Genomic DNA, 25,200 nt, shown 5'->3' on the forward strand with positions numbered 1-25,200 from the left:
ATCACCGCTTCGAAGGGACACGCATGGCGCCCAAGAGCAACTGGCCCGGACACACTCCGCTGCCCAAGGGTTTGTCCGCTCCGGCACGCAGGGCACTCGCCCACGAGGGGCTGGAGACCTTGGAACAGCTCGCCGAGTTCGGCGAGGGGCGGGTGGCGGCCTTGCACGGCATGGGCCCCAAGGTCATGGCCCAGTTGCACGACGCGATGGAAGAGGCAGGAATCGCCTTCGGATCCTGAGCGGCGGATTGGCCACCGCGGGCGTTGTAGGGTGAAACCATGACTGAATATCGCCGTCTTGGAAATTCCGGATTGACCGTCTCAGTAGTCGGTTTGGGGTGCAACAATCTCGGCCGGGCCAATACGGCCACGGAATCGCAAGAAGGTACCAACGCAGTAGTGCATGCTGCTTTGGATGCCGGCGTGACCCTATTCGACGTTGCAGACGTCTATGGCCGGGAGCCCGGCCTGAGCGAGACCATGCTGGGCGTCGCCCTGAAAGGTCGCAGGGACGACGCGATCGTGGCCACGAAATTCGGCATGGACATGCACGGCGCCAACGGCAACGATTTCGGTTCCCGGGGATCGCGCCGCTACATCATCCAGGCCGCCGAGGCATCGCTGCGCCGCCTCGGCACCGACTGGATTGACCTGTACCAGTACCACACCCCGGACCCTCTCACCCCCGTTGACGAGACCCTCGCAGCCCTCGATGACCTCGTGACAAGCGGCAAGGTCCGGTACATCGGCCATTCCAACCGAGCGGGCTGGCAGATCGCCGAAGCCGAATACGTCGCCCGGATGCAGGGCGGTGCGCGGTTCATTTCGACGCAAAACCACTACAACCTGCTGGACCGTCGCGCGGAACTTGAAGTGCTGCCGGCCGCCCGGGCGTTCGGTCTCGGTGTCCTGCCGTATTTCCCCTTGGCGAACGGCCTCCTGACGGGAAAATACGCTCCAGGCAGCGCCCCGCAAGGATCGCGCCTCAGCCATACGCGGACCAACATGGTCAACGACGCCGACTGGGTCCAGTTGGGCAGGTTCAGCCAATTCGCCAAGGAGCGGGACCTGAACGAACTGCAGCTGGCCTTCTCCTGGCTGGCCGCCCAGCCCGCAGTCAGCAGCGTTATTGCGGGAGCCACCCGCCCTGAGCAAATCGCAGAAAACGCGAAGGCGGTGCGTTGGGTGCCCACGGCTGAAGAACGCGACGAATTGGATGACATCTTCCCGCGTACGCCCAAGGTCGCCCTCTTCTAAGGAGCGTTCCATGAACGCGGAGCAGGCAGCGGCTGTAGGCCGGCGCGAGTCCGTGAGCTTGCTGGTGGACTGCGACACGGGAATCGACGACGCCCTCGCCCTTGCTTATCTGTGCAGCCAGGCGCATGTGGAGCTCGTAGCCGTGAGCAGTACTCCGGGCAACGTCGGGGCGGAGCAGGTTGCACGCAACAACCTATCCCTGCTCGAGTTGTGTGGCCGCCCCGATGTCCCCGTTGCGATCGGTGCGCTGGCGCCGCTGCGGATTCCGCTGACCACCACCCCGGAAACCCACGGGCCCCAAGGCGTCGGCTACGCCGAGCTGCCGGAACCGCACGGACAGGTGAACAACGCCGACGCCGTCGAACTCTGGGTCGAAGCGGTCCGGTCACGGCCGGGGGAGCTGACCGCCCTGCTGACGGCGCCCCTCACCAACTTCGCCCTTGCCCTGCGGGCCGAGCCTCGGCTGCCGGAGCTGCTGCGCGGCGTCGTGATCATGGGTGGCAGCTACTACTACCAGGGCAACACGACGCCCACCGCCGAGTGGAACACGCACGTTGATCCGCACGCAGCCGCCGAGGTGTTTGCGGCGTTCTCCGGCCTTCCCGAGGAATGCCTTCCCGTGGTGTGCGCGCTGGAGACCACGGAACGGATCGAACTGACACCCGAACACGTAGCCGCACTGGCTTCCGCGGCGGGCTGCGCGGAGCCGGAACTTGTCCTTCCGGAGCAGCCGGAGAGGCGGCGCAGCACTGCCTCCAATGAACTCGTTCGGCACCTCAGCGACATGCTGCGCTTCTATTTCGAGTTCCATCGCCACTACGACCAGGGCTATGTGGCGCACATCCACGACTACTTCGCGGCGTCCGTTGCCGCGGGAACCGCCAGGTACAGCACCCGTACGGCGACAGTGCACGTTGAGACAACGGCCCCCAGGCTTATCGGAACCACCGTGGCGGACTTCCGCGGACTGTGGGGCGAGCCGCCCAACGCCCGCATCGTCTCGGAAAACCACCCAAGCGAAGCCTTCGCCGAACTGGTGCGCTCATTGGGCGGCCTTGCCCGGAGCCTGTCGGACACCTGACGGCGGAACGCTATCCGGCCACCGGCTTCGAAGCGATCCCGGGTGCCAGGAAGCGTTTGCCGTTGACACGCTCGGAAGCGCCCACCCGGTCCAAATAGGGTGTGATCCCGCCCAGGAACATCGGCCAGCCAGCTCCGAGGATGACACAGAGGTCAATGTCTTCAGGCCCTGCCACTACGCCTTCGGACAACATGAGTCCGATTTCCTCAGCCAGGGCGTCCTGCGTGCGACGCAGGACTTCCCCGGCTGTGGACGGCGTGGTGCCGAAGGACATGAGCGCCAACGTCTCCGCCGGGATGACCGGCTTTCCGTCAGGACCAGGAGCCCACAGTGACTTTACCCCGTTGTCGATCAGCTTCTGCAGGTTCTGGGATACCGCAAAACGTTCGCCGAAGGCAGTGTGCAGCGATTCCTGGACGTGCTGGGCGACCGGAAGGCCCACCATCGCGCTGAGGGTGAACGGACTCATCGGCAGGCCCATGGGGCGCAGCGCCGAATCGGCGACTTCCGCCGGCGTCCCTTCGTCGAACGCGGCAATGACTTCGCCCATGAGCCGCAGCAGGATCCGGTTGACGACGAAGGCGGCCGCGTCCTTGACCAGCACGGCTGTCTTCTTCAATCCCTTGGCGAGCTCGAAGGCGGTGGCCAGCACGGCGTCGTCGGTCTTCGGGGCACGCACGATCTCCAGGAGCGGCATGACAGCAACCGGGTTGAAGAAGTGGAAACCGACCAGGCGTTCCGGGTGCTGCAGATCCTCAGCCATCGCGGTTACGGAGAGCGAGGACGTGTTGGTTGCGAGGATGCATTCGGGGGAGACAATGGCCTCCACTTCAGCGAAGACCTGCTTCTTGACGTTGAGTTCTTCGAAGACGGCTTCAATGACGAAGTCGGCGTCGGCGAATGCCTCCTTGGAGACGGAGCCGCTGACCAAGGCCTTGGTCCTGTTCGCGGCGTCGGAACTGATCCGCTTCTTGCCGAGCAGCTTGTCCACCTCCGCATGGACATAGGCGACTCCCTTGTCCACGCGCTCCTGGTCGATGTCCGTCAGGACCACGGGTACTTTGAGCTGGCGCGCGAACAGCAGGGCGAGCTGGCTCGCCATCAGGCCGGCACCGACGACGCCGATCTTCGTCACCGGACGCGCGAGCTTGCGGTCGGGCGCACCGGCAGGCCGCTTGGAGCGCTTCTGCACGAGGTCCAGGAAGGCGTAGACGGTGGAACGGAACTCGTCCGTCTGCATCAACTCTGCGAGCGTCTCGCATTCCAGGGCCGCGGATTCCGCCTTGCCCATGGTCCGGTTGGCCTCGAGGATATCCAGCACCTTGGCCGGAGCCGGTGATGCGTTTGAGGTTTTGGCTTCCACGAACGCACGACCTGCTGCCACGGCGCCGGCCCAGCGTTCGGCAACGGCGGGATCCTCCGGGTCCACGGAGTTGCTCCGCTCCGGGACGGTCTCGCCCGCGATCACTTTCGCGGCCCAGGCAATGGACTGCTCCACGAAGTCCGCTGGTTCGAAGATCGCGTCGGCGATGCCGAGCTGGAAAGCCTGGGGACCGGTGAGCGTGCGGTTGTTGCTCAGCGGATTCTCGATCATGACCTTGACGGCGTTTTCCGGGCCGATGAGTCGCGGCAGGATGTAGACGCCGCCCCAACCGGGGACGAGCCCGATGAAGGCTTCCGGCAAGGCGAGGGCGCCGGCGCCCGTGGAGACCGTGCGGTACGTGGACTGGAGGGCGATTTCGAGGCCACCACCGAGCGCGAGGCCGTTGATGAAGGCGAAGCTGGGAACACCCAGATCGGCCAGCGTCGCGTAGACGTCGTGGCCCAGTTGCGCCATCCACAGCCCGTGTTCGCGCTCTTCGAGGCGCTTGACCGCCGAGAGATCCGCTCCGGCCACCAGGAAATACGGCTTGCCAGTGACACCGACACCGACGATCTCGCCGCGCGCAGCGCGAACCTTCAGGCCTTCAAGCGCCGTCCCCAGCTCGACAAGGGTATTGGGTCCAAGGGTGGTGGGCTTGGTGTGGTCCAGTCCGTTGTCCAAGGTGATCAGGGCAAACGTTCCGGCGTTGCCGGGGAGTTCGATGTCCTGGACATAGGAATGGGTCACTGTCTCGTCCGGGAACAGTCCGGCCAGTTTCTGGAATTCGGCGGCGCTCATGCTGCGGCTCCCTTGCTCTCGGTGTCGACGGCGGTCTCGGTCTCGCTGTTGTAGCTGCTGTGGCTGTTGTAGTTGGTGTAGTCCACGTGACGCGGGTTCTCCCAGATCACTGTGGCGCCCATTCCCAAGCCAATGCACATCGTGGTGATGCCGTACCGGACTGACGGGTCTTCTTCGAACTGGCGGGCCAGTTGGTTCATGAGCCGCACGCCGGACGAGGCGAGGGGATGCCCGACGGCGATTGCCCCGCCGTAGCGGTTGACGCGCGGGTCGTCGTCGGCGATTCCGAAGTGGTCCAGGAAACTCAGGACCTGAACGGCGAAGGCCTCGTTGATCTCGAAGAGGCCGATGTCCTCGATGCCGAGTCCGGCGTTCTTGAGGGCCTTCTCGGTGGCCGGGACCGGTCCGATGCCCATGACTTCGGGTTCGACGCCTGCGAAGGCATAGGAGACCAGGCGCATCTTCACGGACAAGCCGAGCTCCTCGGCGGCGTCCGCGGAAGCTAGGACTGCCGCCGTCGCGCCGTCGTTCAAGCCGGCGGCGTTGCCCGCGGTGACGCGGCCGTGGGCCCTGAACGGCGTGCGGAGCTCCGCGAGGTCATCTACCGTGGTGCCGGGGCGTGGCGGCTCGTCGATGGTGTTCACTGTCCAGCCTTGTCCGGGCTTCATGGTGGCGACCGGGACCAAGTCGGGCTGGATCTGGCCCTTGCCGTAGGCGGCAGCAAGCTTTGCCTGCGACGCCGCGGCGTAGGTATCCGTCCGCTCCTTGGTGATCGACGGGAAACGGTCGTGCAGGTTCTCGGCGGTGTTGCCCATGTTCAGGGCGGCCGGATCCACGATCCGCTCGGACATGAACCTCGGGTTGGGATCCGCACCGGCGCCCATGGGGTGGTTGCCCATGTGCTCCACACCGCCGGCAATCACGACGTCGTACGGGCCGAAACCGATGCCGCTCGCCGTCGTCGTGACCGCGGTCATTGCTCCGGCACACATGCGGTCGATCGCGAAGCCCGGTACGGTGCGGGGGAGGCCGGCCAGGAGGGCCGCGGTGCGGCCGATGGTCAAGCCTTGGTCGCCGGTCTGCGTCGTGGCGGCGATGGCAACTTCGTCAACGCGTTCGGCGGGCAGTCTAGGGTTGCGGCGCATCAGTTCGCGGATGCACTTGACCACGAGGTCGTCGGCACGTGTGCCCGCGTAGATCCCCTTTTCGCCCGCTTTGCCGAACGGCGTCCGGACACCGTCCACGAAGACGACGTCGCGGACTGCCCGCGGCTTGGCGCTGTTCCCGGTTTGGCTCATGTGTGGCTCCTCGTTGAGACATGGATGCCGGACAGCCCTCACAGGGGAAGCCGGTGTCATTTACGGCCATGTTACTCGCCGGTAACTTAGCGCGCAAGGAGATCAATACCGATCCTCGCTCACATATATCCGTCTCCCGTCGGACCCTCGCTCACATATGACGGGTTTCCGGCGGACCCTCGCTCACATCACTAGGGAATCCACTTGGAAAAGTCCCAGATGTGGGGAGCGAGGATGTGGGGAGCGAGCGTCGGGCCGGGAGGGCTTGTTTGTGAGCGAGCGTCGGGCCGGTAGGGCTTGTTTGTGAGCGAGGGTCGGGCCGGTAGGGCTTGTTTGTGAGCGAGGGTCGGGCCGGTAGGGCTTGTTTGTGAGCGAGGGGCGGGCCGGTAGGGCTTGTTTGTGAGCGAGCGTCGGGCCGGGAGGGCTTGTTTGTGAGCGAGGGTCTCAAGGGGAGGCGGGAACCTCCTGCTAGGGGGTCGGGGCCTGTTCCGTGGAAGCCGGGCTCCGTGGCTCTTTGGGTTCCTTGGGCGGCAGTGGTTGCGGATTCAGTGACGCCTCGGCCAGGATCGGCGCCGTGATGGCGATTTGCCACTCGCGGGCGCCGAGCGCGCGCAGTTCCTCCGATACGGACTCCACGGTGATCTCCGACGGCGGGCGCCACAGCACGCGCCTCATGTAGTCCGGAGTGAGGAGGTTCTCCACGGGAAGTTTGAGCCCATCGGCCGCCTCTTGAAGCCGGGGCCGGGCAGTCCCCAGGCGCGCCGCGGCTTCGGGATCGCGGTCTGTCCAGACGCGGGGCGGCGGGGGAGCGTTGGTTGGAAGATGCAGCGGTGGAAGGTCTTCGGTGTTCCGCGCGGCGGCAATGCAGCGAAGCCAGCGTGGTGCTTCGCGCTGCGCGGCCCGACCGTGGAAACCTTTGGTGGCCAGGAGCTGCGGAACGGTGGTGGGCATGGCCTTGGCGGCTGCGACCAAGGCGGAATCGGGAATTAGGCGGCTGGGAGCAACATCGCGTTTCCGCGCGAGCTGATCGCGTTCGTACCAAAGCTCGCGCACAGCGGCCAGCTGCCGGCGGTCACGGATCTGATGCAGTCCGGAGGTCTTTCGCCACGGGTCCACCCGCGGGGCTGGAAGTCCTGCTCCGAGGATGCCGGCGAATTCCTGTTCGGCAAATTCAAGCTTGCCGTCCGCTTCCAGGAGCTCGATGAGTTCTTCCCGCAGTTCGGCGAGCACCTCGACGTCGAGGGCCGCGTACCGCAGCCAGGGTTCGGGGAGGGGCCGGGTGGACCAGTCGGCGGCCGAGTGTTCCTTGGCGAGGCCGAAGCCCAGGAGTTGCTCGATGACGGCTGCCAGGCCTACGCGGGGCAGCCCGGCAAGGCGTGCGGCCAGCTCGGTGTCGAAGAGCTTGTCGGGCCACATGCCAAGCTCGGCCAGGCAGGGAAGATCTTGCGTCGCGGCGTGCAGGATCCACTCGACGCCGCGCAGCGCCTCATTGATGATTTTCAGGTCATCGAAGGGCTCGGGGTCGATCAGCCAGGTGCCTGCTCCGTCGCGCCTGATCTGCACCAGGAAGGCACGTTGCCCGTAGCGGAAGCCGGAGGCGCGTTCGGCGTCGACCCCGGCGGGGCCGGATCCGGCGGCGATGGCAGCGGCGCAACGCTCCAAGCCGGCCATGGTGTCGATGACAAGGGGCACGCCCTCGCGTGGGGCATCCAGATCGATGATCTCGGGTATCCGGCCCTCAAAGCCGTCTACCGTGATGTGTGGTGTGGGATCAGCAGCCGGAGCGCCGGCTGTGGTGGGTTCCAGATTTTCAGGGGTCATGGTGCCTTCAGTTTACCGACTCTGTGCTCGGCCGGTCCGGCCAGGGGCTCCAGCGGACTACAAACGGCCTTCATGTGAGCCGCCGGTTCGGCAGGGGCGTGACGCCGGGAGGCAGGGGAGGGAGGCCAGCGAACGTGCAGACCATGTCGCACCATGCCTCCAGATGTGCCTGGGCATCGGAGGAGCCAGGTGTCCATGAGGCGCGGAGTTCGATGTCGATGGTTTCCGGTCTTTCGGCCAACGTCCCGAAGCTCTCGGACAGGATGCGTGTGGCCGTTCCGCCGGCCGCGCGGTACTGGGCCGAATGGTTCTCCAGGGCGTCCACGAGCCATGTCCAGGCCACCGAACCGAGCATGGCATCGTTGCCCATGTCGGCGTCCAGCTGGGCCCTGATATAGGTGACGATCCGGAATTCCCCGTCCCATACTGCAGAGCCGTCGGGGTCGTGGAGCAAGATGAACCTGCCTGTTGCGAGTTCATCGTCTTCATCATCGGCCGTACCGGGAGTGTTCTCGCTGGAAAATGCCATGGCCGCGGGGCCATGGACAGGGGTCCGGCCGGGACGGGTGGACCGGCTGAAGACCTCCGCTCCCAGGGCCACGGCGTAGGGGGCCAAGCGGGAGGGTGCCGGAATTTCCGCGAGCCGCAGCTCGCTCCGGCACTTTGCTTTTCGTAGCGTTCCCAACGCATGCAAGAAATCCGGGGGAACCTGTGCGAGTGCGTTCACCTTCGCAGATTATGTGTCAGGGGCGGCGAAACCTTGAAGCCACGCCGCCCCGTCCCGTTGCCTATGCGGACGCCAGTTCGCGCTTGATTGCGGCAACGAAGGAATCGATGTCCTCTTCCGTGGTATCGAAGGAACACATCCAACGCACCTCGCGGTTCGCTTCGTTCCAGTCGTAGAACTTGAAGGAGGAGCGGAGGCGATCGGCGACGCCGGCGGGGAGTACCGCGAAGACGCCGTTGGACTCCGTGGCCTGCGTAGGCTCCACGCCCTCGATGGAGTCGACCGCCGCACGCAGCCGCGAGGCCATGGCGTTTGCGTGTTCCGCCGAGCGCAGCCACAGCCCGGACTCAAGAAGCGCGATGAACTGGGCCGAAATGAAGCGCATCTTGGAGGCCAGCTGCATGTTCATCTTGCGCAGGAACTTCAGCCCGTGGGCGGCCTCGGGATTCAGGGCGACGACTACTTCGCCGAACAGCAGCCCGTTCTTGGTGCCGCCGAAGGACAAGATGTCGACGCCGGCGTCGCGGGTGAATGTCCGCAAGGGCACGCCAAGGTGGGCGGCGGCATTGGCGAGCCGGGCGCCGTCCATGTGCAGTTTCATGCCCTTGGCATGGATGTGGTCGGCGATCGCCCGGATTTCTTCCGGCGTGTAGCACGTGCCGAGTTCCGTGGTCTGCGTGATGGAGACGGCGAGGGGCTGCGCACGGTGTTCGTCGCCCCAGCCCCAGGCTTCGCGGTCGATCAATTCCGGAGTCAGCTTGCCGTCCGGCGTCGGGACCTGGAGAAGCTTGATGCCGCCGATCCGCTCCGGTGCGCCGTTCTCGTCCATGTTGATGTGGGCGGTCGATGCGCAGATGACCGCACCCCAGCGCGGCAGCAGTGACTGCAGGGACAACACGTTCGCGCCAGTCCCGTTGAAGACGGGGAAGCATTCGATGCCTGCGCCGAAGTGCTCCTCCATGACTTCCTGGAGCCGCTCCGTGTACTGGTCCTCCCCGTAAGAGACCTGGTGGCCGCCATTGGCTGCGGCCAGGGCCGCCAGGATTTCAGGGTGGACGCCGGAGTAGTTGTCCGAGGCGAAACCGCGGACGGAGGGATCGTGGAGGCGCCCAACGGCTTCCGTGTCGAGGGCAGCCGGGAATTCTTCTGTAGTGCTCGTCACTTGTTCATTCACGCTTTCAGTCTATTTGGCCAGGAGGAGGCGCTGTCCGTTCAGTTCCGATGCGGGCTGGTCGAAGAGCCCGACGGCGGCCGCCGCCAAGTCCTCGACGTCCGTGTATCCGGGGAATTTCCGCTCGGGGTGTTCCCTCCGCATCGCCGCGTCCAGGAGCGACTTGACCACAAAGACGACGGCTGCGCTGTGCTGCTCCGTGGGTTCGTCCTTGTTTCCTGATTGATCGCGGCGGAAGCCGTCAGCCACGGCCAGGGTCCAGGTTTCCGCGGCAGCCTTGGCCGCCGCGTAGGTGGCGGCCCCGGCGGTAGGTGCGGCGACCGCCGTCGAACTCACCATGGCGAATCGTCCCTTGGGGGAGGACGCGAGATCCTTGTAGAAGATCCTGGAGACGTTTCTCAGGGTGGTGATGGCGCTTTGCTCAAGGGCAGCCCAGTCCTCGTCCGGCTGGTCTTCGATTCCCTTGGCGCCGCGCCACCCTCCCACCAGGTGGATCACGCCGTCGACCCTTTCCGTGCTCGCGTGGATCTCCGAGGCGAGTTCGCGCACGGACTCCAGGCGGGAAAGATCGCACACCAGGGGAGTGACGTCGCTGCCCGCTTCGGCCGCCGCGGCTCCGATGCGGGCCTCGTTCGAGCCGATCGTGAAGACCCGGTGCCCGGCCTGAGCCAAGGCACGGGCCACAGCGATGCCGGAGGAGTTGCTGCCACCGGTGACGACGACAGTCAGCGGCTCGCCGGTCATGAGGCTTCGGACTGCCCGGTGATACCGGTGGTTGATTCGATGATCGGACGCATTTTCTTCTCCAGTGCTTCGTAGAACATGGACAGCGGGAATTCGTCGTCGAGGACCTGGTCGGTGAGGCCGCGGGGCGGCCCATCGAGCGGCAGTGCCTCTGGGCCCTTCGCCCAGACCGATGCCGGGTGGGGAGTGACCGTACCGGAAATGAGCTTATACGCTGCGAGCCAGTGGGCGGCTTTGGGGCGGTCGATGGAGCGCCAGTACAGTTCTTCGATCCGGGCACCGAGCTCGATGACGACGTCGGCGGCCTCGTCCCAGTCGATGCTGAGCTTGCTGTCGGTCCAGTGCAGGACGTGGTGCTGGTGCATCCAGGCGAAGAGGAGCTGGCCGCCCAGGCCGTCGTAGTTGCGGACCCGGTTGCCAGTGATCGCGAAGCGGAAGATGCGGTCGAAGATGACGGCGTACTGGACGAGCTTCGCGTGGCGCCGCGCGTTGGAGGAAGCGTCCTCATCCTTCTCGATCCGGACGGATTCGCGGAAAGCTGTCAGGTCGCAGCGGAGTTCTTCGAGCGAATAGAGGAAGAACGGCATCCGCTGCTTGATCATGAACGGATCGAAGGGAAGGTCGCCGCGCATGTGGGTGCGGTCATGGATCAGGTCCCACATGACGAACGTCCGCTGCGTGAGTTCCTGGTCGTCCAGCAGCTCGGCGGCGTCTGCGGGCAGCTCAAGGGACGTCGTTGCAGCGGCTGCCTTGAGGACGCGGCGGAAGCGTGCGGCCTCGCGGTCGGCGAAGATGGCGCCCCACGTGAAGGCAGGCGTTTCCCGCACTGCGACGGTCTCGGGAAAGAGCACGGCCGAATTGGTGTCGTACCCGGGGGTGAAGTCCAGGAAACGGATGGGCACGAACAGCTTGTTGGAGTAGTCGCCGGCTTCCAACGCGCCGATGAACTCGGGCCAGATCACCTCGATCAGGACCGCTTCCACAAGACGGCTCGTGCTTCCGTTCTGGGTGTACATGGGGAACACCACGAGGTGCTGGAGCCCGTCTTCGCGGTGTTCCTGCGGCTGGAAGGCCAGCAGCGAGTCGAGGAAGTCCGGGATCCCGAAGCCGCCGCCGGCCCAACGTCCGAAGTCCTCGACCAGGAGTTCAAGATAGGGAGCGTCGTGCGGGAACGCAGGAGCCAGGCTCTTGATGGCCTCCATGATGGTGGATGTGTATGCCCGGGCAGCCTCGTGGTGGAGGGAATCCTGGATGGAACCGTCCTGGCCTTGGAAGGCCTGGAGGGCAGTGGCCGCAGCCTTCAGGGAGATCCAGTCCTGATTGTCCGACGTGATGCGCGGACGGGTGGTGCTAACGGTGGTGGTCATCGTTGACGGTGCCTTTCCTCAAGAATCATTGTTCTGAGGTGAGCGTAACAAGCGGCCAGAGTCGCTAACTCAAAAGTGGCTCGAGCATAAGAAACTCTTGTGCAAGTGGTTCCGGCAGCCCCCGGAAGATCCAGCCCGGGGAGGGGCTGGCCGTGGGGGACTGCCGGTAGCTTGGCGTTACTGCCCGGCCGCGGACTCGACAAGCTTGAGCGAAACGGAGTTTATGCAATAGCGCTGGTCAGTAGGAGTGCCGTAGCCCTCGCCCTCGAATACGTGTCCCAAGTGCGAATCGCAATTGGCGCAGCGGACCTCCACCCGTTCCATTCCCAAAGTGCGGTCATGCAGGTAACGGACGGTGCCTTCAGCAAGCGGTGCCCAGAAGGACGGCCAGCCGCAATGCGAATCGAATTTCTCGTTGCTGGTGAAAAGCTCTGCGCCACATGCCCGGCACTGGTACACGCCTGCTGTATGGGTGTCCCAATACTCACCCGTGTACGGGCGTTCCGTTCCGGCCTGGCGAAGGACCCTGAACTCCTCCGGGGTAAGCTCCTCGCGCCACTCCGCGTCCGTTTTCTCCACGCATTGCCCGTCCTTCGGGACATCCTGGTGGGGAACCCCGGCCAGAGGGTCTGCGGCCTGGAAGTACTTCTTGTTATCTGCAGTGCTCATGCTCTCTCAACGCTCACGAGTCGCCGATAAATCCCGAGCCCGCATAGAGATGCAGCACGGGCAACCCCAACTGGTCCTGGGCCTTGTTCGCCCAGTCTGTATGGAAGGTGTCGGCAATCGCATGCGGGCGGGTGACCACTACGGCCTGTGCCGCATTGAGTTCCTTGACCTTTGACACCAAGCCGGCCACGGCACCGCCGTCGACGATTTCACCTGTGACTCCGCCACCCAGCCCATCCAAGGCCGTGAGGGACGCTGACAGGGCCTCTGCAGCCTGGGCCCGCTCCGACTGGGGATCCGGTGCCTCTGCGATCAGATCCCGGAATGCCTTGGCTACTTCAAGCATCGAGAGGTTCTCAAGGAAGTCCACCAGCAAGTGCCGTTCGGTGTTCGCGGGCACCAGCACCACCAAGGGCGAGTCTCCGCCGTCGAGCAGTTTGGCAATATTGACGCGGTCGTCCGGGCCGAGAGGCTCTTCGGTAAGGATGACGATTGGATCACTCATGGCTACAGCGTAGACCTGAGCCGCGCCGGGTGGCATGGTTTGGCGCGGCAATTCTGTTCTTGCCGCCCCGCGGCCTCGCGGGAGGAAACACCATGGAGGGCGCTGTTCAGAACACGGCTCCGCAACCGGGAGAATGGTCACATGGCATCCATGACCCGAGCTGCGCCAACCGTTGAGAACGGTGCGAAAATGTCCGCCCGCGCCAAATGGGCCGTTGCGGGGATCGTTGCCGGAAGCAGCATTGCCGGCTTGCTGGGCGCAGGGTCATCTGCGCTCGCAGCCTATTTCGCCCGGCGCGTCATTACCCCCTCAGTGCGCGAGGCCGACCAGGAAGTGTTGGCGGTGGTGCGTGGTGACAATGGTCTTCAGGTCATCCTCGCGGCCACCCCGGACACCACCATCGACGGCGTGTTCAGCCTCTACTTCGCGGGCGGGACAGGGTTCGCACGGATTGGGCGGATCGTGTCCTATTCGCCCGCGGAACGGACGGTGCAGCGCGAGGTCGAGGAAGTCTACAGCGGTGATCTGGCAACGGCCCGGCGCGCATGGTGGAGCGGCGCCGTCTACGACTCCCCGGCGGCGCTTGGCCTGGATTCGAAAGACATACAGATCGACGTCGAGGGTGGCAAGGCGCCTGCGTGGCTCATTCCGTCCGGCACGGGGAAGCCCGCGAAGGTGTGGGCGATCATGGTCCACGGCCGCGGTGCCACCCGCCTCGAAGGCTTGCGGGCAGTTCACACTGCGCGCGAACTCGGACTCGACAGCCTGCTGGTTTCCTACCGGAACGACGGCCTTGCGCCGTCTGCCCCCGACGGGCGTTACGGGCTGGGGTCCACCGAATGGCACGACGTCGACGCGGCCATTGAGTACGCGCTCGCCCATGGCGCCCACGAGGTGGTCCTCTTCGGATGGTCGATGGGCGGGGCGATCTGCCTGCAGACGGCCGATCTTTCGCACCACCGCCATGTGATCAGGACCATGGTCCTGGACGCCCCGGTGATCAACTGGGTCAACGTCCTGGCACACCATGCCCAGATCAACAGGATTCCCTACGCGGTGGGCCGCTATGGACAGTTGATGTTGGGGCACCCGTTGGGCCGGCGCCTCACCGGCCTGGCCGCTCCCGTCGACTTGAAGGCCATGGACTGGGATACCCGCGCCGTTGAACTGCGGACCCCGACGCTGGTGATCCACAGCGTGGATGATGAGTACGTTCCCTACGAACCCTCCGCCAGCCTCGCCGAAAAGAATCCGGAAATGGTCACCTTTGAGCCTTTCGAAGGCGCGCGCCACACGAAGGAGTGGAACGTGGACCCGCAGAAGTGGGAGCGGCTGGTGCGCTCATGGCTCGCTCCGCGCCTCGCGCCCCGCGGCGGGCCTGCGTCGGCCTGAGAGCCTTCGTGCCTGCGCTGCTCCCGGGGCTTGCTAGGAGCTCCCGATCGGCGCAGTCCGGGCGTTCGTGAGCCGGATGAGGTCCGCGGGGTCCAGTTCAATGTCCAAGCCGCGCCGTCCACCGGAAACAAGGACTGTTCCGAAGGCCAGGGCCGATTCGTCAAGGACGGTAGGCGATGCCTGGCGTTGCCCCAGCGGGGAAATACCGCCCAGGACGTAGCCGGTGCGTCGCTCGGCCGTTTTAGGATCGGCCATGGTGGCCTTCTTCGATCCGAGGGCCGCTGCGATTGCTTTGAGGTCCAGGGTGCCACTCACCGGAACGATGCCCACGGCGAGTTTGCCTTCAATGTCCACCATCAAGGTCTTGAACACCCGGTCGGGATCGATACCCAGGACCTCGGCCGCCTCAAGCCCGTAGCTGGCTGCCGAAGGATCATGCGCGTACGGGTGCAGGGTGAACGGAACGCCGGCCGCAGCCAGTACGGCTGTGGCCGGCGTTCCCTGTGAAGCCTGTTTCTTGGCCATTCCCGGTATCCCGGATCAGGACAACAAGCGGTCCGCTGCGGCGACCTTGCGCTTGATCCGCCCCAGCATGGCCGTCATGCCGCGCATGCGCAACGGCGTGATTGCCCGGGTGAGGCCCAGCAGTTCCGGCATGTCATCCGGAACAGCCAGGATCTCTGCGGCAGTCAGCCCATCCAGGCCTTCGTGCAGAACCCCCGCGAACCCGCGCGTGGTGGGCGCCTCCGGCGGTGCCTTGAAGAACAAACGGTAGGCGACGCCGTCGGGGTTCTTTTCCTGCTCTATGGTCAGGAACAGCGGCGACTGGCACTCCACCACTTGCTCCAGGAGTTCAGGGTGGTCCAGCAGCCGTTCCGGCAAGCCCGGGAGCCCGCGCGAGAACTCAAGCAACAGCTGAAGGCGATCGGGCTCGGTCAACGCCTGGAAGTCATCGACAATTTCCGCCAATGCGGCGGGCAAAGTATTGGTACTCATCACTTCCAGCTTACGCAAGTCCGGGCCGCTCTGGCCCCCGTTGCTTCAATATGGCAAAGCCAATATGGCAAGGCACGGAGATTCCGGACTACTTTCCGGCGAATGCGGGTACGGAGCCCCGCTCAGCGCCCTTGACGATCGGGACGCGCACTGCGTTGCCCCACTCCGTCCAGGAACCGTCGTAGTTGCGGACCGTTTCGAAACCAAGCAGGTACTTCAGGGCGAACCAGGTGTGGCTGGAACGCTCGCCGATGCGGCAGTAAGCCACGACGTCGTCGCCTTCCGTGAGGCCGGCTTCCCCGAGATAGAGGGCCTCAAGTTCGGTCCGGTTGCGGTAGGTGCCATCTTCGGCAGCGGCGCGTGCCCACGGGATGGAGGCTGCGGTGGGAATGTGGCCACCGCGCAGGGCGCCCTCTTCGGGGTAGGCGGGCATGTGGGTGCGCTGGCCGGTGTATTCCTCGGGGGATCGGACGTCGATCAGCGGCTTGCCAAAGTGAGCCAAGACGTCATCCTTGAAGGCGCGGATCGGGGCGTCGTTCCGTTCGATCACGGGGTACTCGCCCGGGGCGGGCTGGGGGACGTCGGTGGTGATCTCGCGGCCTTCTGCGATCCATTTGTCGCGGCCGCCGTCCAGGAGGCGGACGTCTTCGTGCCCGAAGAGCGTGAAAACCCAGAGCGCGTAAGCGGCCCACCAGTTGGACTTGTCGCCGTAGATCACCACGGTGGTGTCCCGCGAGATGCCTTTGGCGGCTGCCAGCGCAGCGAACGCTTCACCGTCGACATAATCCCGGGTGACTTCATCGTTCAGGTCCGTGTGCCAGTCGATCTTGACTGCGCCCGGAATGTGGCCGGTCTCGTACAGGAGGACGTCTTCGTCGGATTCGACAACAACCAGCTTGCCGTCGCCGAGCGCGCCGCCTTCAAGGGCTGCGGCGAGCCACTCGGTGGACACCAGACGTTCTGGGTGGGCGTACGCGGCGAACTTTTCGTTCTGTTCAACGGGGTAGGACATTGGCATGGCCTTTCACTGACACTTGCACTGACACCGGGCGGCGCCGGGCGAGAGGACGTGCCCGGCATTGATCCCACATTATCGAGGGCAGGGGACTAAAGCTCCTCCCCGTTCATATGGTGAAATATGGCCTTCATCACGTGTCCGCCCGGGGCACGCCATAGCCGGTATTCTTGCTGGGGACTTACGACACGAAGAACGGACCGCCTTGGTACAGATCGAACAGCTCGCCGCGCGCACGCCGGCGGTCTCAGTGGATGAGATTCTGAAGGGTTTCTACCCTTCGCCACGGTTCGGAGAGGTGTCCTTCAAAAGCTACCGGCCTGATCCGAACCAGCCCAGCCAAGCGGCGGCGGTCAAGGCCCTGGAAGCGTTCGGCTCGACGGTGGGAGCCGGTGACGGAGACGGCCTGTTCAAACGCCTCTTCAGCAAGAAGGTCAACGGCAGGGCCGGGATCTACCTCGACGGCGGATTCGGCGTCGGAAAGACCCACCTGCTGGCGTCCCTGTGGCACTCGGCTCCGGGACCGAAAGCCTTCGGAACATTCGTGGAGTACACCAACCTGGTAGGTGCCCTGTCCTTCCGCAAGACCGTGGAAGCCTTGAGCAGCTACAAGCTCGTCTGCATTGACGAATTCGAGCTCGATGATCCGGGCGACACAGTGCTGATGTCCCGCCTCATGCGTGAACTGGCCGACGCCGGCGTGAAGCTCGCTGCCACGTCCAACACTCTGCCCGGGTCACTGGGCGAGGGCCGCTTTGCCGCCGTCGACTTCCAACGGGAGATCCAGGTCCTCGCGGACCAATTCGATGTTGTCAGGATCGACGGGGAAGACTTCAGGCACCGCGGCCTGCCCGCCGCTCCGGCACCCTTGAAGACCGAAGACCTCAAGCGGCAGATGCACGCCGAGTTCGATGGGCAGACCGTGGCGGTGGACGATTTCCGCGGCCTGATCGACCACCTCGCCGGCGTCCACCCCAGCCGCTATCGCAAGCTGATCGCAGGCATCGATGCGGTTGTCTGGCGGGATGTGGAAACCATCACGGAGCAGGCCGTTGCCCTTCGCTTCGTGGTGCTGGCCGACCGTTTGTACGACAAGGACGTCCCGATCCTTGCCAGCGGCGTGCCCTTCGACAAGCTGTTCACCGAGGATATGATGACCGGCGGGTACATGAAGAAGTACTTCCGCGCCGTGTCCCGGTTGACAGCGCTGGCGCGTGAGGGCCAAAACCACGAGCCCTCGTAGGGACCCGGCTGCCCCACAGATTGGGGCAGGCCCTTTCGTGTCGAGTGCAAGCCACGCGGGTGAAGACTGACCCTGCTGCCCCACAGATTGGGGCAGGCCCTTTCGTGTCGACTGCGTCGCCACGTAGGGACCCTGCTACCCCACAGATTGGGGCAGGCCCTTTCGTGTCGACTCCGTCGCCACGTAGGGACCCTGCTGCCCCACTCTAGGGGCCACTCTAGTTTTGGGGTTCCCTGTCTTTCAGGACCCAACGCACCAGGATTCCGGCGGCAAGTGCCCAGAATGCGGCGCCGATCCCTGCGAAACTGAGGCCAGAGGCTGCGATCAGGAACGTCACGGAGGCTCCGATGCGTTCCTCGGCGATAGCCAGCGCCGAAGCGATGGCGGAAGCCATCGTGCCCAGCAGGGCCAACCCCGCCACGGCCTCCAGGAGCCCGGGCGGTGCCGCCGCCACGACGGTCACCAACGCAGCGGAGAAGGCTGCCAACGCGAGGTAGGCCAGGCCTGAAGTGAAGGCCGCGATCCAGCGCCGGCTCCGGTCTTCACCCGCTTCTTCTCCGGCGGCCAGCGCAGCGCTTAACGCGGCCAGGTTGATCGCATGTCCACCAAAGGGAGCCCCAAGCGCAGTCCCTGCCCCGGTCACCAGCATCGACTGGCGCCACGGGACGGTGTAGCCGAAGGACCTCAGCACAGCCACTCCCGGAATGTTCTGGGAAGCCATGGTGACAATGAACAAGGGCAAGGCGATGCCGGCCACCGCACTGGGCGTGAAGGCCGGGGTGGTCCAATGCAACTCAGGCAACAGCCGGTTCATGGGAATGCCCACGCCGTTGACCACGATGTAGATTCCGATGACGGCGAGGGCCACCAACAGCGCAGCAGGGACCGACCAGCGGGGCGCCAGCTTCATCGTGACCAGCCAGCAGAGGATTACGGGCGCCACCAACAAAGGGGCAGTGCCCAAGGCCTTGAACGGGGCAAGGCACAGGGACAGAAGCACCCCGGCGAGCATCGCCTGCGCGAGGGCCGTGGGAATCTTCGCCATCAGCTTGCCAAGCGCCGGAATGAGTCCCGTGAGGGCGATCAGTACGCCAGCGATGAGGAAGGCGCCGACGGCGGCCGGCCACCCGCCGTCGGGCACTCCGGCTCCCGCGAGCAACGCCGCGCCGGGAGTCGACCACGCAAGCGTGACGGGCAAGCGGGACCGCCAAGACAACCAGAGCACGCCTAGCCCGAAGGTGAGGGTGAGGGCAAGGAGTCCGCTGGCGGCCTGTTCCTGTGTGGCGCCAACGGCCCGGAGACCTGCGAGCACCACCGCGAAAGATGAGGTGAAACCGACCAGAGCGGTCACAACTCCCGCCACAAGCGGACGGGAGAGCTGCCGGGAAGGGGAAGCCGGACGTGACTGTGCGGTGTGGAGAGGTGACGCTGGCATAGTCCCTCACGTTACCGGAGCAGCGGTCCGTCTGCCGAGGCGGTAGCGGTTAAACGCCAAGGGCACCGGCGGCGCCTCGCGGCGGGACCGGTGCCCCGTTGACGTAACTGTATTCGGGAGCTCTGGCCGGCGGAACCGGCTATGGAGCCTCATTGGCGGAGGGAGCTGTCCAGGCCGTAACCCTTTCAGCAAACCGTCGAGGTTGCCCACGAACTCGGAAGCGGCTCTCTGAACCGCATCTAGTCGTCGATAAATCGGCGGTCTATTCGATGCCGTCCTTGATGGCTTCTTCACTGCCACCAACGAGGTCCTGAACTTTGCCCTTCAGACCGTCAAGTAATCCCACGGGCACCTCCCTTCGATCGCGGAGCCAGTTCGCTCCTCCGTTCTCGATCCTAACCCGAGACCTTGGAGGTGCCAAGGGATAATTTGACGGGGATGTCAAACGAATCGTCGAAAAGGTTACAACCGCTGGTTCCCGGAGCCAGAAAGTTGCTGGTGGCGGGGGCTATCCGGATTCATGAGCGAATGCTTCCGGCCGTAGCTGAAGTAGATGACCAGTCCGATGACCAGCCACACCACAAAACGCAGCCAGGTTTCCCAATGGAGCTGGACCATAAGGAAGCCGGACGCCAGCATGCCGAAGGCCGGAACCACAGGCATGAACGGGAGCCGGAAGGTGCGGGGCGCGTTGGGCTTCTTGTAGCGGAAGATGATGACTGACAAGCACACCACCACAAACGCCGCGAGGATGCCGATATTGGTCAGGTCGGCGACGGCCTTGATGGGGAATACCCCGGCGAGCAAAGCCGAGGCGACGCCTGCGATCCACGTGACGCGTTGCGGGGTGCCGTGCTTGTCGGTTCCCGCAAACCAGCCTGGAAGCAGGCCGTCGCGGCTCATCGAGAACCAGACGCGGGTGACGCCCAGGAGGAAGGTCAGCATCACGGTCAGGATGGACAGCACCGCGAACACGGAAATGATGGTGGCGATAACGGGCAGACCGACGCCGGTGAAGGCCGAGGCGAAACCGGCGGTCGGATTGATGTCCTTGTAGTTCTGCATGCCGGTGAGCACCAGCGTCGCCGCAACGTAGAGGAGCATGGCGATGACAAGCGAGAGGACGATTGCCTTCGGCATGTGCTTCTTTCCGTCAGTCGCTTCCTCCGCGGCGGTACTCATCGCGTCGTAGCCGAACACGGCGAAGAAGACCGTGGCAGAGCCGGCAAGGACCGGGCCGAAGCCACTGGGCATGAACGGGTTGTAGTTGTTGGTGTTGATGTAGAAGATGCCCAGGCCGATGATGAACAGGATCAGGACAACCTTGATGGCCACCGCCACGAGTTCGAAGCGGCCAAACGCCTTGGTTCCGCGGCTCAGGATCCAGGTGACCAGCAAGCAGACCAAGATGGCCGGAAGGTTGATGACCCCGCCCTTTCCCTCGTCCACGGTGGAGGTCATCCAGGCGGGCATGTGGATGCCGATCCCGGAGAGGAACGCGTCAAAGTAGCCGGAGATGCCGATTGCGACGACGGCGACGATCGCGATGTACTCCAGCAGCAGGTCCCAGCCGATGAACCAGCCGATGACCTCGCCCAAGGCAACGTACCCATAGGTGTAGGCGGACCCGGCGCGGGGGATCATGCCGGCGAATTCCGCGTAGGAGAGTGCCGCGGCCGCTGACGCAAGGCCCGCGACCAGGAACGAGATCAGCACGGCGGGGCCGACGCCGGGGGTGTCTTTGCTCCCGTGCGCCACGAGGCCGGCCAGAGAGAAGATCCCGACGCCGATGATGCCGCCGACGCCGATGGCTGTCAGTTGCCAGAGGCCCAGGCTTTTGAAGAGTCCGCTGTGCTTGCTTTCCTCCTCGATGTCGTCAATGGGTTTCTTCCTCATGATCGAACGGACGAGTGTTTGTTGATTCACGGTGTGCTCCTGCCTTGTGGCGTGGACGAATGAGTGCCCGAAGAAAAGTATGCGATCTAAATCACATTGGATAAAGTGATTTTTGCTGAGTGGTATTGATCAGTTCTGCTGATCTTTCCGGTAGGCGTTGGCCAAAACGTGTGTATGGGAGGGGCTTGCTTCCCGGTGCTGGCGGGTGAAGTTCGGGGATGACCAACGGACGCTGTCGGATTCTGCTGGATCATTCTCTTCGCCGAAGTTGCCGGTCCCGTGATTCCGTGGGCCCGGCATTTGTCCATTCGAATGATTGAGCAGAATCCGACATCCGAGCGACGACAATCCCGGGACGGACATGACCGCCCGGGGCCGAGCGCTACAGCAAAAGCTGGGCGACACGCCAAATCCCTGTCGACACCTGTATTCAGGTGTCGACAGGGATCTACCGCATCCCCAGGTAATTTGCGCGTCGCGAAATAGTCCGGTTATAGGACAAAACGTATGTATGGGAGGGGCTTGCTTCCCAGTGTTGGCGGGCGAATTTCGGGATAGCTAAGCTTTGGAAGCTTAGGGTGGATGGTAGCCAGCGGCCACCGTTTCGGGGTAGACGGCCCGTGTCGGGCGTCTCTGCGGGCACAAAAAAGCAGCTCACGCGGAGCTGCTTGGATGCTGTCACTGCTATCGGCCAGTGGAACTGGCCCGATATCCAGGAAATGGAGCGGACGACGAGATTCGAACTCGCGACATCCACCTTGGCAAGGTGGTGCTCTACCAGCTGAGCTACGTCCGCACATGATGGTCATCCGGCCGGGCCGGACGTTCATCAACAAGCAAGTTGCCTTGCCTTGGTGGGCGATACTGGGATCGAACCAGTGACCTCTTCCGTGTCAGGGAAGCGCGCTACCGCTGCGCCAATCGCCCAAATGCAATCCGGCCTGGACCGGAAACCAAGGTTTTCACCGAGGTGGGTACGGGATTCGAACCCGTGTATACGGCTTTGCAGGCCGCTGCCTCGCCTCTCGGCCAACCCACCGTGTAAGCACGATTCCTGGGGTTCCAAGAAGTCAATGCCGTGACAGTGTCCTGCGAGCGGACGACGAGATTCGAACTCGCGACATCCACCTTGGCAAGGTGGTGCTCTACCAGCTGAGCTACGTCCGCATTGTCTTCTTCGGCGGCCTGCCCGCAGGGGGCATTCCGTCGCTTTCCGACGAGTAAAAACTCTATAGGAGGTTCCGGGAAACTCCAAATCGATCTGTCCGAGTTGTAGGCAATAGCCGCTAGTTCCTTGAATTGGCGCGGTTTTCGTGAGTTACACCGATGTGATTCGTGGGCATTTTCCTGGTTGTTGCCTGATCCGTTGGGCCGTGACGGGCCTGAGTCCCGACGTCGAATGCGACCCGGCGATCGGTGAGTCGCAGGGGGACTTCTCCTGACGTTTTCCCGATTTTTGAATTCCGGCCGGGGTCGGTTAGTCTTCTTGTGCACGGGCGATTGGCGCAGTGGTAGCGCGCTTCGTTCACACCGAAGAGGTCACTGGTTCGAACCCAGTATCGCCCACCAAGAAGAGGTCCTGTGCGAAACATAGTTCATGTTTCGCACAGGACCTCTTGTCGTTGCTCGTGGGTTCTTCGCCCAATCATGCATGGGGCGAAGCCCTTACCACCCGGTTCCTTCCGAGCGACTTGGCTTCGTAGAGGGCAGCATCGGCGGCCGCAATCATCGCGGTGAGGTCGACGGCGTCGAACTCAGTTGCGGTGACCCCGTAACTCACCGTTGGAATGTGGATGTCGTCGACGTTTTTGGCTGTCGCCAAAGAGCGATTGATATCAGCCGCGATGATTTCAGCCCGCTCCTGACTGGCTCCCGGCAAGAGCAAGATGAACTCTTCGCCCCCATACCTTCCCACCAGGTCCGTGGATCGTACAGACTCGGTGCACGCAACCGCGAACGCCTGTAGCGCGGCGTCCCCGGCGGCATGACCGTACTCGTCATTGATCGCTTTGAAGTGGTCCAGGTCGGCCAGGATCAAGGAAGCGACGGAGTTCGTGGTGCGCAGGCGCTCGAGTTCCTTCGTTGCCAGGTCCATGAAAGTTCCGCGATTGAGAAGCCCGGTCAGGTTGTCACGGGCAGCGCGTTCGCTGAGCCGGTTGATCAACTGGTCGTTGCTCAGGGCGGTCATGCTGAAAGACACGGCAACCAGAAGTATCAGCGTGACCAGGCTGGCAATCGACGGGCCAAAATACATGCGGAAGGTCGGCCCGGTTGGACCTTCGACAAGGTAAACGGCCAGGCGGCAGAAATAGTACGCGGCAAGGAATCCCGCGGCCAACGCCATCGACTTGTGCACATGGGAGTAGCTGGAATCCAGCAGCCACAGATCGCGCGACGCCAACGCGATGCCCAACGTCATGAATCCCAGATATACCAAGCCCCCGGACCAGGTGTTGTGACCGGGGCTCTCCAATACGGACGCGAGGGCCGTGATTCCACAGGCCGTAGCAAACTGCCATTTTGGCGGCGGCAACATCCTCAAAGACCGGGCGCCGGTCCACACACTCAGCGCTCCAGCCACCAAGAGGACGTTCCCCGAGGGATTTGCCCAGACTTGGTGTGGCGTCCCGTTGAGAAGGAAGGCCAGGTTTCCAGCAAGGAAGAACAAGAGGGCGATGCACCACCACCCGTTGTAGGACGACCGTGTGCGCCTGAACGATGCATAGAACAAGAGGAGCAGGGTGAGAGCGACCACGCCAAGGGCGACTCGCAGTGTTGTTATATCGAGGACCAAGATTCGCTCCCGTAGCCGAGGACGTGACCAATTATGGCATCGGGAGCGAAAGAATCCGGTACGCCATGCATGAAGGCCCTGGTTGCGGGGCGGAGCGGCGATTGCTTTTGTATTTGATCAAAGCGGATTTGTTGCTTTGGCGATTACTTCTGGGCTCAGGGCGAGATCGGCATTGAGGATTTCGAAACCAAGGATATGTCCGTCTCTGTCCAAATCAACCACAATCTGGCCGTCCCGCCCGGAAGGTCAATGGGGCCAAGCTGGCGTACCGATGGACCATCTTCGATCGCTCCGAGCAATGAAACATAGGCGGCCCGTGCTTCACGGTCGTAAGAAATTCGCATATTCAGATCACCCCTTGGTCACCGTGATGATGTTTCCTGTTCGGTTGTCTACGATCTCCCGAATTCCGTTTGCGCCCGTTCCCTGTGTGAAGACAGCGGTGCCGCGGTTGCCTGCGGTTCTCACACCGTTTTGGATCCGGTTCATTGGCGTGAGCTACAGCTTTCGGAGATGCTTTCAGCATTTTGAGGTTGATTGCCGGGTAACGGCGAAAATGAGTGCTCTGCTCTGAAAGAAATGAGTGGTAGCGATCCGCCGGCGGCGGTCATGACCGTTGGTGGTCAGGTACGGGGGAGGGACTCACCGATCGACGGAGCGTTCTTCCGTCCGCAGCCACTAAGGCTCCGCATCTTCTTGTCAGCGGTGTGTGAAAGAGTTTTCCTATGACAGATCCACTGCTTGCCCATGCCACCGAATACGGCCGGATGTATGCCCGGTCCACGTCCGAGACCTTCTCGGTCCCTTCCATCACCACGGTGATCGGCCAGCAGGCCCACTCCCTGGACGGCTGGTTCGGCTACATGGGTGCCAGCAGCTTGGCGAAGGACCCCGAGCTACCACAACATCTGTCCAGTCCTGCCAAGATGAGGCAGGCCGTCAACAAGGCAGCCAAGGCTGCGGAGGTGTACCGGGACGACGCTGCACGCCGTGGCGACCGCGTGCATAACTACTGCGAGCAAGTGGCTCTCCGCGCCCTCGGACGCGCCCACCGCGTGAAGGAAACGCGCGACGAGCTCGCTTCGAACGGCGAGGAAGCCTTCGCGGCCCGCTTCGACGAATGGTGGGAGTTGTATCGGGTGGAGCCCATTGCGCCTGAGATCACAGTGTGGAACGCAAGCGTTGGCTACGCCGGAACCCTCGACCTCGTCGCCAAAATCAACGGCAGGATCTGCCTGATCGACTACAAGACCAAAGGCACCACTCGCGACGGAACAGTGAAACCCCTCGACGACAAGGTGGTGATGCAGCTGGTTGCGGGCATGAAGGCTGAGGAAAGCCTCGTGGATCCTGTGGCAGGGGAGTGGGAGCCCTGGAAATACGGTGAAAACCCGGTACTGCTTGCGGTGGCTATCGGCGAGACGGAAGTGCGTCCCCAGCGGGCCAACCCGGACGTCCTCAAGCACCATTGGTGGAAGTTCTGCGCCTTGAAGCGGGTGTGGGAAATGTCTGCCGACGTGGCCGCAGCCGGGACGGCGCTGCTCCCTGTAGCTCCGCCGTCGTACCCTGCCGCCGCGGCGCCCGCAGGCTCAACTAAACTGGCCTAGGCCCCTTTTGCGGGGACCGAAG

Annotated in this window: 21 protein-coding genes, 5 tRNA genes and 1 pseudogene; 7 read left to right on the forward strand and 20 right to left on the reverse strand. The window is 63.8% G+C overall.

From position 1 onward, the window contains the following. Nucleotides 1-23: 23 nt before the first annotated feature. Genes ACFVTG_RS18885 through ACFVTG_RS18895 form a run of 3 tightly spaced genes read left to right on the forward strand, consistent with a single transcriptional unit; the run spans nt 24 to nt 2,337 of the window. Nucleotides 24-239, forward strand: a complete 216-nt coding sequence (locus ACFVTG_RS18885) for a hypothetical protein (RefSeq protein WP_028266791.1) — start codon at nt 24-26, stop codon at nt 237-239. Nucleotides 240-278: 39 nt separating this feature from the next. Further along, nucleotides 279-1,256: an aldo/keto reductase gene (locus ACFVTG_RS18890; protein ID WP_390282422.1), complete on the forward strand. Its 978-nt coding sequence runs from the start codon at nt 279-281 to the stop codon at nt 1,254-1,256. Nucleotides 1,257-1,266: 10 nt separating this feature from the next. Further along, entirely contained in the window at nt 1,267-2,337 is a 1,071-nt protein-coding gene (locus ACFVTG_RS18895; RefSeq protein ID WP_390282423.1) for a nucleoside hydrolase, read from the forward strand. Nucleotides 2,338-2,347: 10 nt separating this feature from the next. On the opposite strand, the gene ACFVTG_RS18900 is transcribed toward ACFVTG_RS18895, so the two are convergent. The 9 genes from ACFVTG_RS18900 to ACFVTG_RS18940 form a co-directional block, all read right to left on the reverse strand. Beyond that, a complete protein-coding gene (locus tag ACFVTG_RS18900; RefSeq protein ID WP_390282424.1) occupies nt 2,348-4,498 on the reverse strand; it encodes a 3-hydroxyacyl-CoA dehydrogenase NAD-binding domain-containing protein in 2,151 nt (716 codons plus the stop codon). Continuing rightward, nucleotides 4,495-5,796 (reverse strand): thiolase family protein, encoded by a 1,302-nt coding sequence (locus ACFVTG_RS18905; RefSeq protein ID WP_390282425.1) that lies wholly within the window; start codon nt 5,794-5,796, stop codon nt 4,495-4,497. The genes ACFVTG_RS18900 and ACFVTG_RS18905 overlap by 4 nt, the downstream gene beginning before the upstream one ends. 468 nt (nt 5,797-6,264) lie before the next feature. Beyond that, nucleotides 6,265-7,617, reverse strand: coding sequence for an HRDC domain-containing protein (locus ACFVTG_RS18910; RefSeq protein ID WP_390282426.1), 1,353 nt, complete (start codon nt 7,615-7,617; stop codon nt 6,265-6,267). A 70-nt stretch (nt 7,618-7,687) separates the two neighbouring features. After that, nucleotides 7,688-8,344 carry a DUF3000 domain-containing protein gene (locus ACFVTG_RS18915; RefSeq protein ID WP_390282427.1) on the reverse strand — a complete coding sequence of 219 codons (657 nt, stop codon included), beginning with the start codon at nt 8,342-8,344 and terminating at the stop codon, nt 7,688-7,690. 61 nt (nt 8,345-8,405) lie between these two features. Then, complete coding sequence (locus ACFVTG_RS18920; RefSeq protein WP_390282428.1) at nt 8,406-9,518, reverse strand: threonine aldolase family protein; 1,113 nt, start codon at nt 9,516-9,518, stop codon at nt 8,406-8,408. Between the two features lie 9 nt (nt 9,519-9,527). Then, nucleotides 9,528-10,259 carry an SDR family oxidoreductase gene (locus tag ACFVTG_RS18925; RefSeq protein WP_390282429.1) on the reverse strand — a complete coding sequence of 244 codons (732 nt, stop codon included), beginning with the start codon at nt 10,257-10,259 and terminating at the stop codon, nt 9,528-9,530. Beyond that, entirely contained in the window at nt 10,256-11,626 is a 1,371-nt protein-coding gene (locus ACFVTG_RS18930) for a DUF6421 family protein (protein ID WP_390282430.1), read from the reverse strand. Before ACFVTG_RS18930 ends, ACFVTG_RS18925 begins: the two co-directional genes overlap by 4 nt. 177 nt (nt 11,627-11,803) lie before the next feature. Next, nucleotides 11,804-12,295, reverse strand: a complete 492-nt coding sequence (gene msrB, locus ACFVTG_RS18935; protein WP_284752042.1) for a peptide-methionine (R)-S-oxide reductase MsrB — start codon at nt 12,293-12,295, stop codon at nt 11,804-11,806. 13 nt (nt 12,296-12,308) lie between these two features. After that, a complete protein-coding gene (locus ACFVTG_RS18940) occupies nt 12,309-12,800 on the reverse strand; it encodes a hypothetical protein (protein ID WP_284752043.1) in 492 nt (163 codons plus the stop codon). A 150-nt stretch (nt 12,801-12,950) separates the two neighbouring features. On the opposite strand from ACFVTG_RS18940, the gene ACFVTG_RS18945 reads away from it, so the two are divergent. Next, the gene (locus ACFVTG_RS18945) at nt 12,951-14,192 is read left to right on the forward strand and encodes an alpha/beta hydrolase family protein (RefSeq protein WP_390282476.1); all 1,242 of its coding nucleotides are present in this window, start codon (nt 12,951-12,953) and stop codon (nt 14,190-14,192) included. Between the two features lie 33 nt (nt 14,193-14,225). On the opposite strand, the gene ybaK is transcribed toward ACFVTG_RS18945, so the two are convergent. The 3 genes from ybaK to ACFVTG_RS18960 all read right to left on the reverse strand — a co-directional run bounded on the left by ybaK (nt 14,226) and on the right by ACFVTG_RS18960 (nt 16,200). Further along, nucleotides 14,226-14,717: a Cys-tRNA(Pro) deacylase gene (gene ybaK / locus ACFVTG_RS18950; protein WP_390282431.1), complete on the reverse strand. Its 492-nt coding sequence runs from the start codon at nt 14,715-14,717 to the stop codon at nt 14,226-14,228. A gap of 15 nt (nt 14,718-14,732) precedes the next feature. Continuing rightward, a complete protein-coding gene (locus ACFVTG_RS18955) occupies nt 14,733-15,188 on the reverse strand; it encodes a SufE family protein (protein WP_284752046.1) in 456 nt (151 codons plus the stop codon). A gap of 88 nt (nt 15,189-15,276) precedes the next feature. Then, nucleotides 15,277-16,200 (reverse strand): sulfurtransferase, encoded by a 924-nt coding sequence (locus ACFVTG_RS18960; RefSeq protein WP_284752047.1) that lies wholly within the window; start codon nt 16,198-16,200, stop codon nt 15,277-15,279. 208 nt (nt 16,201-16,408) lie between these two features. Here ACFVTG_RS18960 and zapE point away from each other — a divergent pair, with 208 nt between their 5' ends. Then, on the forward strand, nt 16,409-17,446 hold the full coding sequence (gene zapE / locus ACFVTG_RS18965) for a cell division protein ZapE (RefSeq protein ID WP_284752048.1): 1,038 nt from the start codon (nt 16,409-16,411) through the stop codon (nt 17,444-17,446). Nucleotides 17,447-17,663: 217 nt separating this feature from the next. Here the strand turns inward: zapE and ACFVTG_RS18970 are convergent, their stop codons facing one another. The 6 genes from ACFVTG_RS18970 to ACFVTG_RS18995 all read right to left on the reverse strand — a co-directional run bounded on the left by ACFVTG_RS18970 (nt 17,664) and on the right by ACFVTG_RS18995 (nt 21,944). Then, entirely contained in the window at nt 17,664-18,881 is a 1,218-nt protein-coding gene (locus ACFVTG_RS18970) for a benzoate/H(+) symporter BenE family transporter (protein ID WP_390282432.1), read from the reverse strand. 462 nt (nt 18,882-19,343) lie between these two features. Further along, entirely contained in the window at nt 19,344-20,777 is a 1,434-nt protein-coding gene (locus ACFVTG_RS18975) for an amino acid permease (protein ID WP_390282477.1), read from the reverse strand. A gap of 720 nt (nt 20,778-21,497) precedes the next feature. Then, nucleotides 21,498-21,573, reverse strand: a tRNA-Gly gene (locus tag ACFVTG_RS18980). 56 nt (nt 21,574-21,629) lie between these two features. After that, nucleotides 21,630-21,704 (reverse strand) — tRNA-Val (locus ACFVTG_RS18985). Nucleotides 21,705-21,745: 41 nt separating this feature from the next. After that, nucleotides 21,746-21,816 (reverse strand) — tRNA-Cys (locus tag ACFVTG_RS18990). Between the two features lie 55 nt (nt 21,817-21,871). Further along, nucleotides 21,872-21,944, reverse strand: a tRNA-Gly gene (locus tag ACFVTG_RS18995). Nucleotides 21,945-22,271: 327 nt separating this feature from the next. Between ACFVTG_RS18995 and ACFVTG_RS19000 the strand changes: the two genes are divergently transcribed. Next, a tRNA-Val gene (locus ACFVTG_RS19000) sits at nt 22,272-22,346 on the forward strand. Nucleotides 22,347-22,422: 76 nt separating this feature from the next. Here ACFVTG_RS19000 and ACFVTG_RS19005 read toward each other — a convergent pair. Next, nucleotides 22,423-23,571, reverse strand: coding sequence for a GGDEF domain-containing protein (locus ACFVTG_RS19005; RefSeq protein WP_390282433.1), 1,149 nt, complete (start codon nt 23,569-23,571; stop codon nt 22,423-22,425). 117 nt (nt 23,572-23,688) lie between these two features. Further along, a pseudogene (locus tag ACFVTG_RS19010) lies at nt 23,689-23,799 on the reverse strand (DUF2283 domain-containing protein); the annotation flags it as partial. A gap of 497 nt (nt 23,800-24,296) precedes the next feature. Here ACFVTG_RS19010 and ACFVTG_RS19015 point away from each other — a divergent pair. Beyond that, nucleotides 24,297-25,178 (forward strand): cytochrome, encoded by an 882-nt coding sequence (locus ACFVTG_RS19015; protein ID WP_390282434.1) that lies wholly within the window; start codon nt 24,297-24,299, stop codon nt 25,176-25,178. Nucleotides 25,179-25,200: the final 22 nt, after the last annotated feature.

Source organism: Arthrobacter sp. NPDC058127 (assembly GCF_042884555.1).
Lineage (GTDB): Bacteria > Actinomycetota > Actinomycetes > Actinomycetales > Micrococcaceae > Arthrobacter.

Coding starts and splice junctions, on each gene's coding strand:
- ACFVTG_RS18895 (WP_390282423.1), top strand. CDS start 1,267: ATGAACGCGGAGCAGGCAGCGGCTGTAGGCCGGCGCGAGTCCGTGAGC.
- ACFVTG_RS18960 (WP_284752047.1), bottom strand. CDS start 16,200: ATGTCCTACCCCGTTGAACAGAACGAAAAGTTCGCCGCGTACGCCCAC.
- ybaK (WP_390282431.1), bottom strand. CDS start 14,717: ATGGCCAAGAAACAGGCTTCACAGGGAACGCCGGCCACAGCCGTACTG.
- ACFVTG_RS18945 (WP_390282476.1), top strand. CDS start 12,951: ATGACCCGAGCTGCGCCAACCGTTGAGAACGGTGCGAAAATGTCCGCC.
- ACFVTG_RS18975 (WP_390282477.1), bottom strand. CDS start 20,777: ATGAGGAAGAAACCCATTGACGACATCGAGGAGGAAAGCAAGCACAGC.
- ACFVTG_RS18930 (WP_390282430.1), bottom strand. CDS start 11,626: ATGACCACCACCGTTAGCACCACCCGTCCGCGCATCACGTCGGACAAT.
- ACFVTG_RS18905 (WP_390282425.1), bottom strand. CDS start 5,796: ATGAGCCAAACCGGGAACAGCGCCAAGCCGCGGGCAGTCCGCGACGTC.
- ACFVTG_RS18955 (WP_284752046.1), bottom strand. CDS start 15,188: ATGAGTACCAATACTTTGCCCGCCGCATTGGCGGAAATTGTCGATGAC.
- ACFVTG_RS18890 (WP_390282422.1), top strand. CDS start 279: ATGACTGAATATCGCCGTCTTGGAAATTCCGGATTGACCGTCTCAGTA.
- ACFVTG_RS18940 (WP_284752043.1), bottom strand. CDS start 12,800: ATGAGTGATCCAATCGTCATCCTTACCGAAGAGCCTCTCGGCCCGGAC.
- ACFVTG_RS18970 (WP_390282432.1), bottom strand. CDS start 18,881: ATGCCAGCGTCACCTCTCCACACCGCACAGTCACGTCCGGCTTCCCCT.
- ACFVTG_RS18885 (WP_028266791.1), top strand. CDS start 24: ATGGCGCCCAAGAGCAACTGGCCCGGACACACTCCGCTGCCCAAGGGT.
- ACFVTG_RS18910 (WP_390282426.1), bottom strand. CDS start 7,617: ATGACCCCTGAAAATCTGGAACCCACCACAGCCGGCGCTCCGGCTGCT.
- ACFVTG_RS18925 (WP_390282429.1), bottom strand. CDS start 10,259: ATGACCGGCGAGCCGCTGACTGTCGTCGTCACCGGTGGCAGCAACTCC.
- ACFVTG_RS19015 (WP_390282434.1), top strand. CDS start 24,297: ATGACAGATCCACTGCTTGCCCATGCCACCGAATACGGCCGGATGTAT.
- ACFVTG_RS18900 (WP_390282424.1), bottom strand. CDS start 4,498: ATGAGCGCCGCCGAATTCCAGAAACTGGCCGGACTGTTCCCGGACGAG.
- msrB (WP_284752042.1), bottom strand. CDS start 12,295: ATGAGCACTGCAGATAACAAGAAGTACTTCCAGGCCGCAGACCCTCTG.